The sequence below is a fragment of the Alkalihalobacillus sp. CinArs1 genome (assembly GCF_947387515.1).
GTDB lineage: Bacteria > Bacillota > Bacilli > Bacillales > Guptibacillaceae > Guptibacillus.
In genome coordinates, this window is the sequence record NZ_CANDOB010000011.1 from 14,034 (window position 1) to 34,592 (window position 20,559).

General features: G+C 41.5%; 19 protein-coding genes. 7 read left to right on the plus strand and 12 right to left on the minus strand.

What is annotated here, in order from left to right; genetic code table 11:
* The 12 genes from PFZ69_RS20880 to rpmH form a co-directional block, all read right to left on the minus strand.
* Positions 1-1,140 carry an aminotransferase class V-fold PLP-dependent enzyme gene (locus PFZ69_RS20880; protein WP_270183021.1) on the minus strand — a complete coding sequence of 380 codons (1,140 nt, stop codon included), beginning with the start codon at positions 1,138-1,140 and terminating at the stop codon, positions 1-3.
* Positions 1,141-1,212: 72 nt separating this feature from the next.
* Complete coding sequence (locus PFZ69_RS20885) at positions 1,213-2,058, minus strand: ParB/RepB/Spo0J family partition protein (protein WP_270183022.1); 846 nt, start codon at positions 2,056-2,058, stop codon at positions 1,213-1,215.
* A complete protein-coding gene (locus PFZ69_RS20890; RefSeq protein ID WP_270183023.1) occupies positions 2,051-2,812 on the minus strand; it encodes a ParA family protein in 762 nt (253 codons plus the stop codon). Before PFZ69_RS20890 ends, PFZ69_RS20885 begins: the two co-directional genes overlap by 8 nt.
* A 123-nt stretch (positions 2,813-2,935) precedes the next feature.
* Positions 2,936-3,775, minus strand: coding sequence for a nucleoid occlusion protein (gene noc / locus PFZ69_RS20895; protein ID WP_270183024.1), 840 nt, complete (start codon positions 3,773-3,775; stop codon positions 2,936-2,938).
* A 116-nt stretch (positions 3,776-3,891) separates the two neighbouring features.
* Positions 3,892-4,605, minus strand: a complete 714-nt coding sequence (rsmG, locus tag PFZ69_RS20900; protein ID WP_270183025.1) for a 16S rRNA (guanine(527)-N(7))-methyltransferase RsmG — start codon at positions 4,603-4,605, stop codon at positions 3,892-3,894.
* 19 nt (positions 4,606-4,624) lie between these two features.
* Positions 4,625-6,508, minus strand: a complete 1,884-nt coding sequence (gene mnmG / locus PFZ69_RS20905) for a tRNA uridine-5-carboxymethylaminomethyl(34) synthesis enzyme MnmG (protein WP_270183026.1) — start codon at positions 6,506-6,508, stop codon at positions 4,625-4,627.
* 24 nt (positions 6,509-6,532) lie between these two features.
* Positions 6,533-7,909, minus strand: a complete 1,377-nt coding sequence (gene mnmE / locus PFZ69_RS20910) for a tRNA uridine-5-carboxymethylaminomethyl(34) synthesis GTPase MnmE (protein ID WP_270183027.1) — start codon at positions 7,907-7,909, stop codon at positions 6,533-6,535.
* 269 nt (positions 7,910-8,178) lie between these two features.
* Complete coding sequence (jag, locus tag PFZ69_RS20915; protein ID WP_270183028.1) at positions 8,179-8,805, minus strand: RNA-binding cell elongation regulator Jag/EloR; 627 nt, start codon at positions 8,803-8,805, stop codon at positions 8,179-8,181.
* Positions 8,802-9,569 carry a YidC family membrane integrase SpoIIIJ gene (gene spoIIIJ / locus PFZ69_RS20920; RefSeq protein WP_270183029.1) on the minus strand — a complete coding sequence of 256 codons (768 nt, stop codon included), beginning with the start codon at positions 9,567-9,569 and terminating at the stop codon, positions 8,802-8,804. The genes jag and spoIIIJ overlap by 4 nt, the downstream gene beginning before the upstream one ends.
* 62 nt (positions 9,570-9,631) lie before the next feature.
* Positions 9,632-9,853, minus strand: coding sequence for a membrane protein insertion efficiency factor YidD (gene yidD / locus PFZ69_RS20925; RefSeq protein ID WP_270183030.1), 222 nt, complete (start codon positions 9,851-9,853; stop codon positions 9,632-9,634).
* Positions 9,850-10,224 (minus strand): ribonuclease P protein component, encoded by a 375-nt coding sequence (gene rnpA, locus PFZ69_RS20930; protein WP_270183031.1) that lies wholly within the window; start codon positions 10,222-10,224, stop codon positions 9,850-9,852. Before rnpA ends, yidD begins: the two co-directional genes overlap by 4 nt.
* 77 nt (positions 10,225-10,301) lie before the next feature.
* Entirely contained in the window at positions 10,302-10,436 is a 135-nt protein-coding gene (gene rpmH, locus PFZ69_RS20935; RefSeq protein WP_048311109.1) for a 50S ribosomal protein L34, read from the minus strand.
* 638 nt (positions 10,437-11,074) lie between these two features.
* Between rpmH and dnaA the strand changes: the two genes are divergently transcribed.
* The 7 genes from dnaA (at position 11,075) to gyrA (ending at position 20,261) form a co-directional block, all read left to right on the plus strand.
* Positions 11,075-12,427, plus strand: coding sequence for a chromosomal replication initiator protein DnaA (gene dnaA, locus PFZ69_RS20940; protein ID WP_270183032.1), 1,353 nt, complete (start codon positions 11,075-11,077; stop codon positions 12,425-12,427).
* 196 nt (positions 12,428-12,623) lie between these two features.
* Positions 12,624-13,766, plus strand: coding sequence for a DNA polymerase III subunit beta (gene dnaN / locus PFZ69_RS20945; protein WP_270183033.1), 1,143 nt, complete (start codon positions 12,624-12,626; stop codon positions 13,764-13,766).
* 184 nt (positions 13,767-13,950) lie between these two features.
* Entirely contained in the window at positions 13,951-14,163 is a 213-nt protein-coding gene (gene yaaA / locus PFZ69_RS20950) for a S4 domain-containing protein YaaA (protein WP_270183034.1), read from the plus strand.
* A gap of 14 nt (positions 14,164-14,177) precedes the next feature.
* Positions 14,178-15,296 carry a DNA replication/repair protein RecF gene (gene recF, locus PFZ69_RS20955; protein WP_270183035.1) on the plus strand — a complete coding sequence of 373 codons (1,119 nt, stop codon included), beginning with the start codon at positions 14,178-14,180 and terminating at the stop codon, positions 15,294-15,296.
* A 9-nt stretch (positions 15,297-15,305) separates the two neighbouring features.
* Positions 15,306-15,584, plus strand: a complete 279-nt coding sequence (gene remB / locus PFZ69_RS20960) for an extracellular matrix regulator RemB (protein ID WP_270183036.1) — start codon at positions 15,306-15,308, stop codon at positions 15,582-15,584.
* Between the two features lie 58 nt (positions 15,585-15,642).
* Positions 15,643-17,571, plus strand: a complete 1,929-nt coding sequence (gene gyrB / locus PFZ69_RS20965; protein ID WP_270183037.1) for a DNA topoisomerase (ATP-hydrolyzing) subunit B — start codon at positions 15,643-15,645, stop codon at positions 17,569-17,571.
* A gap of 125 nt (positions 17,572-17,696) precedes the next feature.
* Positions 17,697-20,261, plus strand: a complete 2,565-nt coding sequence (gene gyrA / locus PFZ69_RS20970; RefSeq protein WP_270183038.1) for a DNA gyrase subunit A — start codon at positions 17,697-17,699, stop codon at positions 20,259-20,261.
* The last annotated feature ends 298 nt before the right edge of the window (positions 20,262-20,559 follow it).

Sequence of the window (20,559 nt, forward strand, 5' to 3'; positions counted from 1 at the left end):
TTAGCCGAAATATCCCTCTACTATTTCCTGCAACGCTAGAATGACCTGATCGATCTCTTCTTCTGTATTGTATGGCCCTACACTGATTCTTACAGCACCGCACGTTCCGATCGACTCATGACCGATAGGAGTACAATGAAGCCCTGCTCGTACCGCGATATCATAATGCTGGTCCAATATAATCGCGATTTCTTGTGAGTCGATTCCTTCGATGGTAAATGGAACGACTCCAAGGCGATCGGAATGTGGACCATAAACTTTGAGATAATCGATTGAATGTAAACCTTCAATTAACTTTTTTGTCAGACGCTGTTCATGACGATGAATCTCATCAAGACCTAACTTTTTTACAACTTCGAGACCTGCAAGGAGTCCTGCGATACCCGGTGTGTTCAGCGTTCCGCTCTCAAGATATTCAGGGTATACCTCTGGCTGCTCGATCGATTCGGAGCGGCTGCCTGTTCCTCCGTGAAAAATAGGTTCGAGCGACACTTCTTTTCCAACCATAAGAACACCTGTACCTTGAGGTCCTAGCAGCCCCTTATGACCAGGAAATACGAGTAAATCGATATTCATTTCTTCTACATCAATAGGTAGAACACCAGCTGTTTGCGCAGCATCGACAAGAAACGGTACGCCTTTATCCTTCGCAAGTTTTCCTATCTTTTTGATAGGTACTATCTTTCCAGTGAGATTCGATCCATGAGAGACAACGATCATTTTTGTTTGAGGAGTAATGGACTCTTCAAATGCGGCTATGTCGAAGTCCTCGGAGGTACCTGAGTCAAAATACGTTATCTCTATGCCCCTCTTCCTTTTAATGTCCTCAAGTGGACGGCGTACGGAATTATGTTCATAAGACGTTGTTAACACGTGATCGCCGCTTTGGAATGGGAACCCTTTTAAAGCCTGATTCAGTGCAGATGTTGCATTTGACGTAAAGCATACGCGATTAGGATACTTGAACCCAAAGAAGTGAGCGAGCTGTTCCCTTGCTTGACTGATCACTTCATTCGCCTTTACAGACATCTTGTGTCCACTTCTACCCGGGTTTGCAGCGTATTCTGTTAAAGCCTTCGTCATCGCTTCCACTACTTCTGGTGGCTTCGGAAATGACGATGCCGCTTGATCGAGATACATATTACAAAACACCTCTCCAACGTATAGTAGTCCCTATAATAAAAGCATAAACTGCTTCACAGTTTATGCTGACTATTGTTCACCTTTTTCTAAGACATCAAGAATGCGGTCTAAATCTTCTTGAGAAAAGAATTCGATTTCGATCTTACCTTTTTTCTTAGTCCGTTTGATCGATACTGAAGTACCGAACCGTTTTCGAAGAACATTTTCTTTATCCTTTAAAAAAGGATCAGGTGCTGCTTCTTTTTTTGTTTCACGTGAAACGTTCTGGTTCATTCCATTGATGAGTGATTCAAGCTGTCTCACATTTAGCTTCTCTTCGATCACACGCTTCGCTAATGGGAGTCTCGCATCTTTATTTTTCAGACCTAACAGAGCTCTACCGTGCCCCATCGTTAACTTACCTTCTGCGATATGATCCTGGATTTCAGGTGATAGTTGGAGCAACCGTAAAAAATTAGCTAAATGAGGTCTGCTTTTTCCAAGCCTCTTCGATAACTCTTCTTGCGTAACATCGGTTTCCTTCATCAACTTCTGATAAGCCATCGCTTCTTCGATGGGATTCAAATTCTCTCTTTGAAGGTTTTCGATCAATGCGATCTCCATCATTTTTCGATCTGTGAGATCTCGAACGACAGCAGGAATGGTTGTGAGTCCAGCTTCCTTTGAAGCTCGGTAGCGTCGCTCGCCTACTACGATCTCATACCCTTTTATGCTTTTTCTGACGATCACAGGCTGTAGGACTCCATATGTTTGAATGGATGAACTCAGTTCTTCAATCGCCTCTGCAGCAAAGTTCTTTCTCGGTTGATATGGGTTAGGACGTAGTTCGTTTATAGGAATGTCTTTCACCGTTTCGTCTTCCTTTTGGGAAGGAAAGAATGCATTGATTCCTTTGCCTAATCCACGATTAGCCATATCCTAACACTTCCTTTGCAAGTTCTAAATAGACTTCCGCTCCTCTAGATTTAGAATCATACGCTATAATTGGTTTGCCATGGCTTGGCGCTTCTCCTAACCGAACATTTCTTGGAACGATCGCTTTATAGACTTTCTCTTGAAAGTACTTCTTCACTTCTTCAATGACTTGAATTCCTAAGTTCGTCCTAGCATCTAACATAGTGAGTAGCACGCCTTCTATTTTCAAGTCCGTGTTTAAGTGCTTTTGTACAAGTCGAACAGTATTTAATAGCTGACTTAATCCTTCTAGTGCGTAGTACTCACATTGAACAGGAATAAGGACAGCATTAGCAGCTGTTAGAGAATTGATTGTTAATAAACCTAGTGATGGAGGACAATCTATTATAATATAATCATAGTTTTTTTCAACTTTCGCTAATGCCCTTTTCAATCGTACTTCTCTCGATATGGTCGGTACAAGCTCGATTTCAGCACCGGCTAGCTGAATGGTTGAAGGGATAACGTGAAGATTCTCAATCGAAGTCTGCTTCATAATATCGATGGCATCTTTATCGTCGACAAGGATATTGTAGACACAGTGATCGATCGCACCCTTTTCAATCCCGACACCACTCGTTGCATTTCCTTGAGGATCGATATCGACTAGAAGTACTTTTTTACCTAGTGAAGCAAGACAGGCACTCAAATTTACAGAGGTTGTCGTTTTTCCTACCCCGCCCTTTTGATTCGCAACAGCAATAATATTAGCCAACGTTTCACCTACTCCTTAGAACGACATTTCTATCTCATATTTTATCACGTTTAGAATTTTTTGGATGTTCTTTTAGAAAATAGACTACGCTCAAATTAAAAACTCACCCTCTTCGGATGAGTTTTACTTCTTCTTCGGAATTCGAATTGTAAATTGGTAATATTCTTCATGCTCTTCTTCGTCGGTATCGATCGATAAACCGCTCTCCGTTACCATATCAAGTGATTGGCGAATGGTGTTTACAGCAAGACGCATGTCCTTACTGAAGGACTTCTTTGTAGGCTTCGGCTTTGGAGTGGTTCCTTCAAGCATCCGCACAACTCGATCCTCAGTTTGCTTAACATTCCACTGTTTCTCAATTACTTCTTCGAGCACCTTCACTTGATTCTCAGGGTTCTTAAGAGGGATCAAGGCTCTAGCATGTCTTTCGGTGATCTGTTTATTTAAAAGTGCTTGTTGTATAGGTTCTGGCAACTTTAACAAACGAAGCTTATTTGCAATCGTTGATTGTCCTTTTCCAAGGCGTTGCGCGAGGCTTTCTTGCGTCAAATTATGAAGCTCTAATAGCTGAGAATATGCCATCGCTTCTTCAATGGCAGTCAATTCTTCTCTCTGTAAGTTCTCTATTAAAGCGATCGATGCTGTTTGCGAATCATTAAACTCTTTCACTATTGCAGGAATTCGCTCCCAGCCAAGCTTTTTCACAGCTCTCCAGCGACGTTCCCCGGCAATAATCTCATATTTGCCTTCACGTTCTCGCACGACGATCGGCTGGATAATACCATGTGTTTTAATAGTCTGAGATAGTTCAGCGATTTTTTCATCTATAAAAATTGTTCGAGGTTGGAAACGGTTCGGAACAATTTCTTCAACAAGGATGTGCTTTACTTCATCCTGTTCAGATTCCATTCCCTCATTTTTTTCTTCGTTCAATCCGAAAAGACGTGAAAACGTATGTTTCATCGCCCAACACCACCTTTAATCGACTCCTTAACTGATTCGTTACCTTGAACTAAAAATCCTTCTATACGTAGCGTTCCACGTGGAACACATTTCCGTTCAAATGCAGACTATTTCTATTATAATGGATTTTTATTAGGTGTGCCTGGCTTTCTTGGATATTTTTTTGGTGTCGATTTGATTTTTTTGATCGTGACGATATTCCGCTCGCTCTCTTCAAGGGGCAAAGATAGTTTCTCGACCTTTTCTGTCTGCCCACCAAGTATGGTTATAGCTTGTTTTCCAGCTTTTAATTCTTCCTCGACATTTGGACCTTTTAAAGCAACAAAATATCCACCTGGCTTAACTAGCGGTAAACAAAGTTCTCCTAGAACGGACATGCGTGCGACTGCTCTTGCTGTAACAACATCATACTGTTCGCGATACGTTTTATTCTTACCGAACAGTTCTGCGCGATCATGACAAAAAGAAACACCTGTCAGATTTAATTGTGACGCTAAGTGCTTTAAGAATCCGATCCGTTTATTAAGTGAATCCACGATCGTTACGTTTAGGTGGGGGAAGCAAATCTTTATCGGAAGGCTTGGAAATCCTGCTCCTGCTCCAACATCGCAAATATGTAAATCAGAGGAAAAGTCAAACGAGAATGCCGCCATAATAGAGTCATAAAAGTGTTTCTCATAAACCTCTTCTTTATCAGTTATGGCCGTTAAATTCATTTTTTCGTTCCATTCCACCAAAACATCATAGTATGTCTGAAATTGTTGAAGCTGCTCAGGAGAAAGGGTTATCCCCTTCTCCTCTAGCAACTCCATGAATTGTTGTTCGTTCATGGCTACCTCACTTTATCGATTATTTTGCAATCTTAGCTATTTTTCCCTGCTCAATATACACAAGTAAAATAGAAACATCTGCTGGATTAACGCCCGATACACGTGAAGCCTGGCCAATAGATAGAGGACGGACCTCATGTAGCTTTTGTTTTGCTTCACTAGCAAGTCCATTTATCGCAAAGTAATCAATATCATTTGGAATCTTCTTCTCATCCATTTTCTTCATACGTTCAACTTGCTGTAGACTTTTCGCAATATAGCCCTTGTATTTAATTTGAATCTCCACTTGCTCAGCAACATCTTCTGGAACGTCGTACTCAGCTGGAGTAAGTTGTTTGATCGCTTCATAGTTTACTTCAGGACGTTTGATCAAGTTACCAGCGTGTGCGGCTTCTTTCAGCTCAGATCCGTATTTCTGCAAAATGTCATTCACTTCATCAGTTGGCTTGATCACAACAGATTCTAGACGCTTAATTTCCTTTTCGATCAATTCCTTTTTCGCAATGAAACGATCGTAGCGTTCTTGAGGGATCATTCCGATTTCGTAGCCAAGATCGGTAAGTCTCAGATCAGCGTTATCATGGCGCAGAAGCAGTCTGTATTCTGCACGAGATGTTAGTAAACGATACGGTTCATTCGTTCCCTTCGTCACGAGATCATCGATCAAGACGCCTATATACGCATCAGAACGGTCTAGAATGACAGCTTCACGATCCTGTGCATTTCGCGCAGCGTTAATTCCTGCCATGATCCCTTGCCCTGCAGCCTCTTCATAACCTGAAGTACCATTAAGCTGACCTGCAGTGAAGAGGTTCTTAACTGTTTTTGTTTCTAATGAAGGCCAAAGCTGTGTAGGTACGATCGCATCATACTCGATAGCATAGCCTGCACGCATCATTTCAACGTTTTCAAGACCAGGTACTGTCTTCAAAATTTTACGCTGCAAGTCTTCAGGGAGACTCGTTGATAGTCCCTGAACATAAACCTCTTTCGTATTACGTCCTTCAGGCTCTAAAAAGATCTGATGGCGAGGCTTATCATTGAATCGAACGATTTTATCTTCGATCGAAGGACAATAGCGCGGACCTGTACCTTCGATCATGCCGGAGTACATAGGCGAACGGTGAAGGTTATCGTTGATAAGCTTATGCGTTTCCTCGCCAGTGTACGTCAGCCAGCAAGGAAGTTGGTCAGTAATATACTCAGTTGTTTCATATGAAAAAGCACGCGGCTTTTCATCACCTGGTTGAATCTCAGTCTTGCTGTAGTCGATCGACTTGTTATTCACACGAGGTGGTGTTCCTGTCTTAAATCGCACCATTTCAAAACCAAGCTCTTGTAGATGATAAGAGAGGTTTACTGAAGGCTGCATGTTATTTGGACCACTCTCATAAGAAAGGTCACCAAGAATAATACGACCACGAAGGAACGTACCAGTTGTAAGAATCACGGACTTCGCTTCATACTGCGCACCTGTCTTCGTTTCAACTCCAGTACATACTCCGTCTTCAATGATCAGCTTTTCAACCATGCCTTGCAGTAACGTTAAATTTTCTTGTTCCTCAAGCGTTTTTTTCATTTCGCTTTGGTATAAAACTTTATCAGCCTGAGCACGCAGTGCGCGTACAGCTGGCCCTTTACCTGTGTTCAACATTCTCATCTGAATGTGTGTTTTATCAATATTTCGCGCCATTTCGCCGCCTAATGCATCGATTTCCCTAACGACGATCCCCTTTGCAGGACCTCCTACACTAGGGTTGCAGGGCATGAATGCAACAGAGTCAAGGTTCAGTGTGAGCATGAGTGTCTTTGCTCCCATTCTCGCTGAAGCTAGACCTGCTTCTACACCGGCATGACCTGCGCCGACGACGATAACATCATAAGAATCGGCTTTGTAACCCATTGCCGTATTCCTCCTTTTATATTCTTATTTCCCAAGACAGAATTGCGAGAATAACTGGTCGATCAAACTCTCAGATACCGTATCACCTATGATCTCTCCTAGTAGTTCCCATGTACGAGTAATATCAATCTGAACCATATCGACAGGCATTCCTGCTTCGATGGCGTCGAGCGCATCTGCTAGTGTTTTTCTTGATTGCTCTAACAAAGCGATGTGTCTAGAGTTTGATACATACGTTAGATCCTGTGATTCAACAGCACCTTCAAAGAAGAGTTCAGAGATAGATTGTTCGAGCTCATCTACTCCTTGTTCATTCTTTAGGGAAGTTGTAATGATCGGATGCTTATCAGCTAGCCGCTTTACTTTTTCTAGATCAAGCTTTTCTTCCAAGTCGGTTTTGTTAACGATCACGATAACATCCATTCCCTCGACTGCTTTGAAAAGCTGTTCATCTTCGTGAGTAAGCTCATCGTTATAATTTAAAACGAGTAGGATGAGGTCTGCCTGCTTTAAACGCTCACGTGATCGCTCTACCCCTATTCGTTCGACAAGATCTTCCGTTTCACGTATCCCCGCTGTATCAACGAGCCTTAAAGGTACGCCCCTTACGTTCACATACTCTTCGATCACATCTCTGGTTGTACCAGGTACATCCGTAACAATCGCTTTGTTTTCATGAACAAGACTGTTTAATAAAGAGGACTTTCCTACATTTGGTCTTCCTACGATGACAGTCGATAGGCCCTCTCTCAAAATTTTACCTTGCCGGGCCGTTACGAGAATTCGTCTGATCTCTTCTTCTACTTCTTTTAACTGATTTGTTAAAAGCTCCTGCGTCATCTCTTCTGCATCGTACTCAGGGTAATCGATATTGACTTCAACGTGCGCAACTGTTTCTAGTAATTGCTGGCGAAGCTTTGAAATTAGTGTTGAAAGACGTCCTTCCATTTGGTTCAACGCAACATTCATCGCTCTATCAGTTTTGGCACGAATGAGATCAATTACACCTTCTGCTTGAGAAAGATCGATTCTACCGTTCAAGAATGCTCGTTTTGTAAATTCACCTGGTTCAGCTAATCTTGCCCCGCTTCGTAGAACAAGTTCAAGTACGCGATTGACTGATACGAGTCCACCGTGACAGTTGATTTCAACAATATCTTCCCTCGTAAAGGTGCGAGGCCCCCTCATGACAGAAACCATTACCTCTTCCGCTACCTCGTCTGTGTCTGGGTCGATCAGATGCCCATAGTGAATCGTATGAGACTCTACGTCTCTTAGCGGTTTTGAACCCTTGTAAAGCTTATCGGCAATGTCTACCGCTTCAGACCCACTTAACCGTACGATCGCAATCGCTCCTTCTCCCATCGGAGTCGATATCGCTGCTATCGTTTCGTATTCCATTCCGTTCACCTCTCTTATCTATAAAAATGCTATATTTGCTCTATTTCTTATATGAATGAAGACTAGTATTAGTTTAACCAATTATCCACAGTGGATAACTCTTTCAAAAATGACAGAGATTAATCCACAATACCTTTTAGTGTAACCCATTTTTGCAAAAAAAGAAATAATAAGGCCCTGGAATAGGACTGCTTTTCACCTAATGTTCACGTTTTCTAACGACTCTAGAGATCCACATAAAAAAAACCTCCGGACAACAGCCCGAAGGTTTAAATTTGCTTATTACGTGGAACTATAACCACACGTCTATGCGGATCGTTCCCATCAGAGTGAGTCGTGATTCCCTTCTTATCTTTCAGATAAAGATGAATCACCTTCCGTTCAAGCGACGGCATCGGTTCTAACTGCACTTCCCTTTTCGTATAGATCGCTTTTTCAGCGAGACGATCTGCTAGCTTTTTCAGCGTATCTTCTCGTCTTTGTCGATAGTTCTCTGCGTCGAGAACGACTCTAACAAAACGATCTGAAAATCGGTTCGCGGCGAGGTTTGTCAAATATTGCAGCGAGTTAAGAGTTTGGCCGCGTTTCCCAATTAGTATAGCAATTTTCTCACCAGATAAAGTAAAAAATAGATCGCGATCTTTCTTTACTCCTTCTATTCTGGCTTCGACTCCCATATTACTAATTACTTTTTCTAAGAAAGCTTTTGTTTGCTCAAGCACGTCAGGCTTTTCGACAACCTTGATACGTGCTGGTTTTCCTCCAAATCCTAAGAAACCTTTTTTAGGCTCATCGATCACTTCAATATCAACTTGTTCCTCTACAGTTTCGAGTTGATTCAACGCGTCTTGCAGCGCATCTTCAACTGATTTCCCCGTTACCGTAACGCTTCTCACTTCTTCGCTCCCTCCGTATCCGTACTAGCGGTTTTGGTGGTAGGTCTCATAATAAAGTAAGTTTGAACAATCATAAAGATATTTCCCACTACCCAGTAAAGCGCTAGAGCTGAAGGAAAATTGATTGCGAATACGATAATCATGATCGGCATAACGTAGAGTAGCATTTTCATTTGAGGCTGTACTGCTCCACTGCTTCCCATCATGATCTTTTGTTGAATAAACGTTGTTAAACCAGCTAGTAATGCAAGCGTAATATCTGCATCTCCCAGGCTGAACCATAAAAAGTTATGCGTCGCAATAGCTTCTGTCCTCATGATCGCATGATAAAAACCAAGTAGTATTGGCATTTGAACAAGAATCGGAAGACAACCCGCTAGAGGATTAACGCCATTCTTCTGGAAGAGCTGCATCATTTCCTGCTGAAGCTGCTGTTGTGTCTTCTGGTCTTTACTGCTGTATTTCTCTCGCAGTTCTTTCATCTGAGGCTGCAGATCCTGCATAGCCCTTGAGCTCTTTGTTTGCTTGATCATTAATGGAAGCAAAACGAGTCGAATCAAAATCGTAACGATGATAATGGAAAGACCATAGTTCTCATTACCTGTTGCATCTGCGAAAAATGTTAATAACATCGATAATGGATATACGACATATTCGCTCCAAAATCCAGTACTGTTTGCATCGATTGGATCGTTGATATTACATCCGGCCAGTACCGCAACGAGACCAATCAATAGAAATGCGAGGGTTACTTTTTTCCTCACGCTTCATCCTCCTTGCAATCAAACTCGACAATGACGATACCTTATGTAAGTAAAGCAATGCCTTAATTCTTTTTATCTGGAACTGGATCAAATCCTCCAGGATGAAACGGATGGCATTTCGATATTCTCCTAACCGTATACCACGTACCTCTTAGAAACCCATGCTTTTGATAAGATTCCAAGCTGTATTGGGAACAAGACGGGTAAAATCGACATGATGGAGGAGTCAAGGGTGAAACAAACTTCTGGTATCCACGAATCAGCAACATAGCCAGACGTTTCATCTTGTACCCCTTCCTTTTCCATTCCGCTTTGCACCTTTATATACACGTGCCCGTTTCAACACGTGAATCAAGCTGCTTTTCACTTCTTCTAAATTCATTTCCGATGCAGGCTTTCGAGCGATTACGACAAAATCGTAAGGAACGTCAATTTGATCTGAAAGCTGGTGAAAAGATTCACGAATGAGTCGCTTCACTCTATTTCTAGTAACTGCATTCCCTATCCGTTTGCTTACCGAGAGACCTAATCGAAAATGAGGTTGATCGTTTCTTTTCATTACATAAACTACAAATTGTCTATTTGCAGTAGAGTTTCCTTTTTTAAAGACACTCTGGAACTCTGAATTCTTCTTAATCCGGTAGTTGCTATTCAATCCGCACACTCCCAGTGTTGCTTGGATAAGCACATTATAAACCTTATCTTGAAAAAAGACCACTGATGATCAGTGGTCTATGCAGACAATACTTTTCTACCTTTACGGCGACGACGAGCAAGAACTTTACGTCCGTTAGCTGAGCTCATACGCGCACGAAAACCGTGAACTTTTTTACGTTTACGTGTGTTTGGTTGAAACGTTCTTTTCATTCTATTACACCTCCCTGAGGATAAACTGTTATAAAGACAGTCTAAGTTATTATAAGAAAGGGAGCGTCTAAATGTCAAGTTCTATTAAAAACTCTTTGGTATTTTAATCGTGATCAACTACAACATTTAGAAAAACACCAGGAACGTTCCTCCTCGAAATTCATTCTACAAATTCCCCCACCAAAACTGTGTGGATAACTCATTTCGACATTTTTCACTTATTCACACATGTTATCGACAGCTTCTACACAAAATCTAGCGCTGTGGACATCTCAAATCCACAAGATATGCTCTCTGTGGATAACTTATCGAAAAGCATTGCAATACAGGGATTCTTTTGTTATGATATTTGTGTTTTAACTCGTTGACAAGACGATCAGCCAATAATTAAATCCACAGCTTGTGGATAATTGTGTGGACAGTTATTCAGAGTTGTTTATGAGCCTGTCCACAAACCTGTGAACACAGTCGATAATTCGACTTTCTTCTATATTATATAACTTACGTTATTTTTGTGGACGGTATATTTATTACTTTATATTCATGTAGTTATACAAAGGTTGTACGTTGGTAGATTAGGCGATTAACGCCAGCGGTGACAGCCTGTTTTTATTTTGCAAACAAAAGGAGGGACTTCGTTGGAAAACATCACGGATCTCTGGCAACAAGCGCTAGCGGAAATCGAAAAAAAACTAAGTAAACCGAGCTTCGAAACGTGGTTAAAGTCAACTTCCGCCAACAGAATGGAAGGCGACACCATTATCATTACAGCACCCAACGAGTTCGCAAGGGATTGGCTAGAATCTAGATATTCAAGTCTGATTACGGAAACACTCCTTGAATTGACTGGTAGTGAACTTAGGGCAAAATTCATCATTCCTCAGACGAACTCTGATGATGATCTAGATATTGAACAAGCGATGAAGAAAAAACCTAAAGCAAAGCCTGCTCAAGAAGAAAACCCACAAAGCATGCTTAATTCCAAATATACATTCGATACGTTTGTTATTGGTTCTGGAAACCGTTTTGCACACGCAGCATCTCTTGCAGTAGCGGAAGCCCCAGCAAAAGCATACAATCCACTGTTTATATATGGTGGCGTAGGACTAGGGAAAACACACTTGATGCACGCGATCGGCCACTATGTAATTGATCACAATCCGAATGCCAAAGTAGTTTACCTATCGTCCGAAAAGTTTACGAATGAGTTCATTAACTCGATTCGCGACAACAAAACGGTGAATTTTCGCAATAAATATCGAAATGTCGATGTCCTGCTAATCGATGATATTCAGTTCCTTGCTGGAAAAGAACAAACGCAAGAGGAATTCTTCCATACGTTTAACGCTCTTCATGAGGAAAGTAAACAGATCGTCATATCAAGTGACCGACCTCCGAAAGAAATTCCTACGCTGGAAGATCGTCTTCGTTCTCGCTTTGAATGGGGATTGATCACAGATATCACGCCTCCTGATTTAGAAACACGAATTGCGATCTTGAGGAAAAAAGCGAAGGCTGAAGGACTAGATATTCCTAATGAAGTGATGCTCTATATCGCAAATCAAATTGATACGAATATTCGTGAGCTTGAAGGGGCATTGATTCGAGTCGTCGCTTATTCGTCTCTGATCAACCAGGACATGAATGCAGACCTTGCAGCGGAAGCATTGAAGAACATCATTCCTTCTTCTCAGCCAAAAGTCATCACCATCCATGATATCCAGACGGTTATTGGGGAGCATTTTTCTGTTAAGCTTGAGGATTTTGCTGCAAAAAAGAGAACAAAATCAGTCGCATTTCCTCGTCAAATAGCGATGTATCTATCTAGAGAGCTCACTGATTTCTCACTTCCGAAAATTGGTGAAGAGTTTGGTGGGAGAGATCACACTACTGTTATCCATGCTCACGAGAAGATTTCAAAGCTACTCGATTCCGACCAAGAACTTCAGAAAAAACTACAAGATGTTATTGAGCAGCTAAAGAACGGATAATCTACGTTTTGTGGATACCACTGAATAGTGTGTGCACAGAATGCACGAGTTACTAACACACTATCCACAGGTGGATAACTTTCGTATCAAGGGGTTGTGTATACTTATCCACACATTCACAGCCCCTACTAGTAAGACTACGACATTTTTAAATAATAATTATATGAATGACGTTCATTTATTTAGGAGGTAAATTATGCGTTTTACGATTGAAAGAGAGCATCTTGTATCGAACGTATCAGATGTAATGAAAGCCGTATCTTCAAGAACGACTATTCCTATTCTTACAGGGATAAAAATTGTTGCTAGTGATGAAGGGGTAACATTAACGGGAAGCGACTCCGATATTTCAATCGAATGCTTTATACCGTCAGAAGAGAATGATAAACAAATCGTAGAAGTCTCAAAGATGGGAAGTATCGTACTTCAAGCAAGATTTTTCTCTGATATTGTAAAGAAACTACCAGGTGATCAAGTAGAGATAGAAGTGTTCGATAGTTTAACGACTAGAATTCGCTCTGGCTCTTCTGAATTTAACCTGAATGGATTGGATCCGGAAGAATATCCGCGTTTACCAGAAGTGGAAGCTCAAGAAGGGTTTCAAATTCAAGCTGATCTACTAAAGAATATTATTAGACAAACCGTATTCGCTGTTTCTACATCTGAAACTAGACCGGTGTTAACAGGTGTAAACTGGGAGCTAGAAAACGACGAGTTGAACTGTACTGCAACAGATAGTCATAGACTTGCTCTACGATCTGTTAAAGTTGAACCGAATAGCAGTGAAGTTGCGTTTTCTAACGTTGTAATTCCTGGTAAAAGTTTAAGTGAGCTTTCAAAAATCATCGATGACAACGAAGATTTAGTCGACATCACTGTGGCTGAAAACCAAATTCTCTTTAAAGCGAACAACCTATTGTTCTTCTCAAGACTTCTAGACGGTAACTATCCAGATACAAGCCGCTTGATTCCGAACGATAGTAAAACAAACGTAACGGTTTCAGCGAAAGAACTACTTCAAGCGATCGACCGTGCGTCTGTGTTAGCTCGAGAAGGTCGAAATAACGTCGTGAAACTTGCGAGTCTTGAAGAGTCATCGCTTGAAATTTCATCTAACTCACCTGAAATCGGTAAAGTTATCGAGCAAGTACAAGCTCACTCATATGACGGTGAAGAATTAAAGATTTCATTTAGTGCGAAATACATGATGGATGCTTTAAGAGCGATGGACTCTAACGAAGTAAACATCAGCTTCACTGGAGCGATGCGTCCTTTCTTGATCAAACCGATCGAAGGCGCAGCAATCATGCAGCTGATTCTCCCGGTGAGAACGTATTGATCTTTTAAATACAGCTATCAACAAGCTGCCAAGGACGTGATCCTGGCAGCTTGTTTTTGTAGTCTTAATAATTTTTTCGCCTTTTTCTCATGCGTTTTTAGTGAAAAAGAGGTATAATAAACTATTGGCATCCTTGAAACTGAATATGAAAAAGATATTCAAAAGGACAATTGAGGTGAATGGTATGGAACAAGTAAAATTACTTAAAGAACATATTACTCTCGGACAACTTCTTCAAGAAACCGGGGTTATCGATACTGGTGGTATGGCCAAATGGTTTTTATCAGAGTATGAAGTATATGTGAACGGAGAATTAGAAGATCGTCGAGGTAAAAAACTCTATGATCAAGACAAAGTTATGATTCCTGGAGTAGGAGAGTTTGTTGTAACTAGCTGAATGGGGGTATCCCGTTGCATCTAAACACGTTAACAGTTACGAACTACCGTAACTACGGTAAGCAAGAGCTTGCATTTGAGAATAATGTAAATGTTTTTCTGGGAGAGAATGCTCAAGGAAAAACAAACATCATGGAAGCAATTTATGTACTCGCGATGGCGCGGTCTCATCGAACACCAAGAGATAAAGAATTAATCAATTGGGATGAGGAGTATGCTAAAATAGAAGGCAGAATAGAAAAAAGAAACGGTCCCCTATCCCTCCAGCTGGTCATTTCCCATAAAGGTAAAAAAGCGAAACTAAATCAATTGGAACAGCAAAAGCTTAGTAACTATATAGGCGCATTAAATGTGGTTATGTTTGCACCTGAAGATTTAAACCTTGTAAAAGGAAATCCAGGTGTTCGTCGGCGTTTCATTGATATTGAGCTTGGTCAGGTACAACCTGTCTACCTTTATTACCTTGGTCGGTACCTTAAATTACTTCAACAGAGAAACAGCCTGTTGAAAGATCTTCGCTATCAAAAAAATCCAGATTACGTGATGTTGGAGATTCTTACCGATCAATTAATCGAATCAGCTGCGAATATTTATGAACGAAGAGTTAAATTCGTTCGACTCCTCCAAAAATGGGCAGAACCCATTCACTATGGAATCAGTAGAGGGCTAGAAAAGTTAGAAATCAAGTATAATCCTACTATTGAGGTATCAGAACCTGCTGATTTGTCGAAAATAGTAGATGGATATAAAGAAAAGTTTGATAAGATAAAAGAAAGAGAAGTGGATCGCGGTGTCACGCTCGTAGGTCCGCATAGGGATGATTTGTCGTTTTTTGTCAATGGGAAAGACGTTCAGACCTATGGCTCACAGGGGCAGCAGCGAACAACTGCTTTATCGCTTAAGCTCGCCGAAATTGAATTGATCCATAGTGAAGTTGGTGAATACCCTTTGCTTCTTTTAGATGATGTCCTGTCAGAATTAGACGATTACAGGCAGTCTCATCTTTTAAATACAATTCAAGGTAAGGTACAGACGTTTGTTACAACGACTAGTGTAGAAGGAATCAACCATGAAACGCTAGAGAAAGCAACGACCTTTCATGTACATGACGGGCTGATCGATAAAGTGAAATGAGGTGAAGAGGTGTTTATACACTTAGGCGAAGATGTCGTCGTGCAATCTAGAGATGTTGTTGGGATTTTCGATTGGCACGCAATGGAGGAAGCTGAAATTACGACTGAATTCCTTCATAGGCATTCAAAGGATAAGCTTGTAGAAGACATAGGTGGCGATTTAACGAAATCAATCGTCATTACGACGGATATGGTGTTTTTATCCCCCTTATCTTCACTAACGTTAAAAAGAAGAGCATACACCGTATCAGACAGTGTAGAAACAACGATTCGAGGAGAATCATCATAAAGCCAGTTAACAAACTGGATCAGAGTCTATCTTTGATAGAGAAATGTAGGTGATCGATATGACATTAGAACAGCAATCTAATAAACAAACATACGATGAAACCCAGATTCAAGTTCTCGAAGGGCTAGAGGCTGTTCGAAAACGTCCTGGTATGTACATCGGATCTACCAGTGGACGCGGACTGCATCATCTTGTCTGGGAAATTGTTGATAATAGTATTGATGAAGCACTTGCGGGCTACTGTTCGGAAATTACTGTAAGTGTAGAGAAAGACAATAGCATTACGGTCCAAGATAACGGGCGAGGAATTCCAGTTGGGATTCATGAGAAGATGGGCAGACCTGCGGTTGAAGTCATCATGACCGTGCTGCATGCAGGCGGTAAATTCGGCGGCGGCGGATACAAAGTTTCTGGTGGACTGCACGGAGTAGGTGCATCAGTTGTAAACGCACTATCTTCAAAACTTGAAATCACTGTAGAGCGGGATGGCAAGGTCTACTATCAGAGCTATACAAGAGGAATTCCTGATGAAGATTTAAAAGTCGTCGGTGAGAGTGACAGAACAGGAACGACGATTCACTTCATCCCAGATGAGGAGATTTTCACTGAAACGATCGAATACGATTTTGATATTCTTTCACATCGTTTAAGAGAACTTGCATTCTTAAACCGTGGAATTCAGATCAATTCACAGGATAAGCGACCAGAAGAAGTGCGTCGCTTTGAATACCACTACGAAGGTGGTATTAAATCCTACGTAGAACATTTGAACCGTACACGTGAGGCGCTTCATGAAGAGCCGATCTTTGTTGAAGGTGAACGTGAGGGTATTTCTGTTGAGATAGCTGTTCAGTATAACGATGGCTTCTCAAGTAACATCTATTCGTTCGCAAACAATATCAACACTCACGAAGGCGGAACGCACGAATACGGTTTTAAGACCGCTTTAACGAGAGTGATCAATGATTACGCACGAAAGAACAGTTTGTTCAGAGAAAATGATCCTAACTTGACGGGTGATGACGTACGTGAAGGTTTGACTGCGATCATCTCGATCAAACACCCGGATCCACAGTTCGAAGGGCAAACGAAAACAAAGCTTGGGAACGCAGAAGCAAGAACGATTACTGAATCTGTTTTCGCAGAAAAGTTTTCTACATTCTTATTCGAAAACCCTCTTGTCGGAAAGCAGATTGTTGAAAAAGGATTGATGGCTTCTAGAGCCCGTGCAGCTGCAAAGAAAGCTCGTGAACTCACGAGAAGAAAAGGCGCACTCGAAGTCAGCTCGTTACCTGGTAAGCTAGCGGACTGTTCGTCGAAGGATGCTTCTATTTCTGAACTTTACGTTGTAGAGGGTGACTCTGCAGGAGGATCTGCAAAACAGGGGCGTGACCGCCACTTCCAGGCGATCTTACCGCTGCGAGGTAAAATTATTAACGTTGAAAAAGCGAGACTAGATAAAATCTTGTCTAACAATGAAGTTCGTGCGATCATCACTGCACTAGGAACTGGAATCGGTGAAGACTTTGATCTTTCAAAAGCTCGTTATCATAAAGTGATCATCATGACTGATGCAGACGTTGACGGAGCGCATATTCGTACACTGTTACTAACGTTCCTATACCGTTACATGCGTCCACTGATCGAAAATGGCTATATCTATATCGCGCAGCCACCACTTTACAAAATTACGCAAGGTAAGAAGATTACGTATGCATACAATGAACGTGAACGAGACGCTATCTTAGCTGATATTCCACAGAGCCCTAAGCCTGGTATTCAGCGTTACAAAGGTCTAGGTGAGATGAACCCTACACAACTTTGGGAAACAACGATGGATCCAGAATCTCGTACGGTACTGCAAGTGAATATGCAGGATGCGATCGAAGCAGACGAAGTCTTCAACATGCTGATGGGTGACAAGGTAGAACCAAGAAGAAACTTTATTCAAGATAATGCTCATTACGTTAAAAACCTTGATGTATAAGTAACAGAAGTAAAGGGGATCCACTCCCCTTTTTCTTCTTGTAACTATGAAAATGATGGTTTTCAAAGTTTCTAACAAAAGAGCAATAGAAAAGATGAACAAGAGTACAATTGGAGGTTTTCCGTATGTCTGATATGGAAAGATCGAGAGTAAAAGAAATAAATATTAGTCAGGAAATGCGCACCTCCTTCATGGATTATGCGATGAGCGTTATCGTTAGCCGCGCTCTACCTGATGTACGTGATGGCCTAAAACCGGTACACCGTCGTATCCTGTATGCGATGAACGACCTTGGAATGACATCTGATAAAGCGTATAAGAAGTCAGCACGTATCGTAGGTGAAGTTATCGGTAAGTACCACCCGCACGGTGACTCTGCCGTTTACGATACGATGGTTCGAATGGCGCAAGACTTTAGCTATCGAAACATGTTGATAGACGGACATGGTAACTTCGGATCCATCGATGGAGATGCAGCAGCTGCAATGCGTTACACAGAAGCTAGAATGTCTAAGATCTCTATGGAAATGGTACGAGACATCAATAAAGATACGATCGATTACCAAGATAACTATGATGGTTCTGAAAAAGAACCCATCGTTCTTCCTGCGAGATTTCCGAACCTTCTTGTGAACGGTGCATCAGGTATCGCTGTAGGTATGGCAACAAATATCCCACCGCATAACTTAGGTGAAGTGGTGGACGGCATTCTCGAACTCAGTAAAAATCCAGAGATGACGATTCCTGAACTTATGGAATTTATCCCAGGACCAGACTTTCCAACTGCAGCGGAAATATTAGGTCGTGAAGGAATCCGTAAAGCATACACTACCGGAAGAGGCTCTATCATTCAGCGTGCGAAAGCTGAGATTGAAGAAAACGCAAGTGGTAAGAAGAGCATCATCGTAAATGAGCTCCCTTATCAAGTGAACAAAGCTCGCTTAGTTGAGAAAATCGCTGAACTGGTACGTGACAAGAAGATAGAGGGAATCACCGATCTTCGAGATGAATCTGACCGTAACGGTATGCGAGTCGTGATCGAAGTACGTAAAGACACCAATGCGAACGTTCTATTAAACAACTTATATAAACAAACGGCACTGCAAACTAGCTTCGGCATCAACACACTCGCCCTAGTAGATGGACAGCCAAAAGTATTGACTCTAAAAGAATGTCTCGAGCACTATCTGGAACATCAAAAGGTTGTAATTAGAAGAAGAACTCAGTTTGAACTGAATAAAGCTGAGGCAAGAGCACATATTCTTGAAGGATTACGGATCGCTCTTGATCATCTAGATGAAGTTATCGCACTCATTAGAGCTTCTGAAACAACAGATATTGCAAGAGAAGGATTGATGACGAAGTTCTCACTCAGTCACGATCAAGCTCAGGCTATCCTAGATATGCGTCTACAGCGTCTAACAGGACTAGAGCGAGATAAGATTGAGAATGAATATAAAGAGTTGATGGCGAGAATTGCTGAACTAAAAGCAATCCTTGCTGACAATGAGAAGGTTCTAGAAATCATCCGTGAAGAGCTCTTGGAAGTAAAAGAGAAATTCGCAGATCCTCGCCGTACAGAAATTACGGTTGGATTTGATATGATTGAAGATGAAGACCTTATTCCGAAACAAAATATCGTTATTACGCTAACGCACAACGGTTACATTAAACGTCTTCCGATCGACACGTACCGTAGTCAAAAGCGCGGCGGTCGAGGCGTACAGGGGATGGGCACGAATGATGGTGATTTCGTTGAGCACCTTTTCACCACGTTGACCCATAACACGATTCTCTTCTTTACGAATAAAGGGAAAGTGTACAGGCTGAAAGGTTATGAAGTTCCAGAGCTCAGTAGAACAGCTAAAGGAATCCCTATTATTAACTTGCTTCAAATTGAAAAGGATGAGTACATTACGGCAATCATCCCTGTCGAAGAATTCGTTGATGATTGGTACGTCTTCTTTGTTACGAAGCAAGGTGTTGTAAAACGTTCTCCTTTATCAGCGTTTGGAAACATTCGTAAAGGCGGCTTGATCGCAATCAACTTTAAAGAAGACGATGAGTTGATGGGCGTCCGTCTAACAAATGGTTCAAAAGAGCTTATCATCGGAACAAAACAGGGGATGGCGATCCGTTTCCATGAGACCGATGTTCGATCGATGGGACGAACTGCAACTGGCGTAAAAGGGATCACACTCCAAGAAGACGATAAAGTCGTTGGAGTAGGGACGCTAGATGAAGACCAGGATGTCCTAATCGTAACTGACAAAGGATATGGAAAACGAACTCCGATAGAAGAATACCGTGTTCAAACTAGAGGCGGTAAAGGAATTAAGACGTGCAACCTTACAGACCGAAACGGTGTTCTAACATCATTAAAAACCGTAACGCTTGATGAGGAATGTATGATCATCACAGAGAGCGGAGTCGTGATTAGGATCGACGTTAAAGATATTTCTCAGACTGGCCGTAATACGCAGGGTGTAAAACTGATTCGCGTATCTGAAGGCGACTCTGTTGCGACAGTTGCTAAGGTTGAAATCAATGAAGAGGGTATTGAAGGCGAAGATCTAGAAGAATCGTTAGAGTCTGATTCTGTCGTTGAAACGATAGAAGAAGTAAATGAAGAAGATGCTCCTACAGCTATTGAAGAGAACGATGATTCGTCCGACGATAGCGAAGCGTAACGAATAGATAAGAAGAGGGGAAACCTTCTTCTTATTTTTTTGTTTTACCCCCTTGCGTCAGATCAACACGCATGATAAGATGTAATTCCGTCGCTTTGAGAGGCCCATTTCAAACCTTTCAAAATGAATTAAAAAAACTTAACGAAAGTTATTGACGGGATCATGCTTACCATGATATATTATTTAAGTCGCCGATAAACACGGCGCAAATGAAAGAAACAAATCGATCTTTGAAAACTGAACGAAACGCCATGCAAGAAATTGTTTCTACGGAAACAAACATTGTTTTTAAGCTAGA

What these genes read in the sequence shown, in the direction of transcription:
- mnmE (WP_270183027.1), bottom strand. Translation starts at nt 7,909, where the DNA reads ATGGAATACGAAACGATAGCAGCGATATCGACTCCGATGGGAGAAGGA.
- yidD (WP_270183030.1), bottom strand. Translation starts at nt 9,853, where the DNA reads ATGAAACGTCTGGCTATGTTGCTGATTCGTGGATACCAGAAGTTTGTT.
- PFZ69_RS20885 (WP_270183022.1), bottom strand. Translation starts at nt 2,058, where the DNA reads ATGGCTAATCGTGGATTAGGCAAAGGAATCAATGCATTCTTTCCTTCC.
- dnaN (WP_270183033.1), top strand. Translation starts at nt 12,624, where the DNA reads ATGCGTTTTACGATTGAAAGAGAGCATCTTGTATCGAACGTATCAGAT.
- yaaA (WP_270183034.1), top strand. Translation starts at nt 13,951, where the DNA reads ATGGAACAAGTAAAATTACTTAAAGAACATATTACTCTCGGACAACTT.
- rsmG (WP_270183025.1), bottom strand. Translation starts at nt 4,605, where the DNA reads ATGAACGAACAACAATTCATGGAGTTGCTAGAGGAGAAGGGGATAACC.
- gyrA (WP_270183038.1), top strand. Translation starts at nt 17,697, where the DNA reads ATGTCTGATATGGAAAGATCGAGAGTAAAAGAAATAAATATTAGTCAG.
- noc (WP_270183024.1), bottom strand. Translation starts at nt 3,775, where the DNA reads ATGAAACATACGTTTTCACGTCTTTTCGGATTGAACGAAGAAAAAAAT.
- PFZ69_RS20880 (WP_270183021.1), bottom strand. Translation starts at nt 1,140, where the DNA reads ATGTATCTCGATCAAGCGGCATCGTCATTTCCGAAGCCACCAGAAGTA.
- gyrB (WP_270183037.1), top strand. Translation starts at nt 15,643, where the DNA reads ATGACATTAGAACAGCAATCTAATAAACAAACATACGATGAAACCCAG.
- rpmH (WP_048311109.1), bottom strand. Translation starts at nt 10,436, where the DNA reads ATGAAAAGAACGTTTCAACCAAACACACGTAAACGTAAAAAAGTTCAC.
- mnmG (WP_270183026.1), bottom strand. Translation starts at nt 6,508, where the DNA reads ATGGGTTACAAAGCCGATTCTTATGATGTTATCGTCGTCGGCGCAGGT.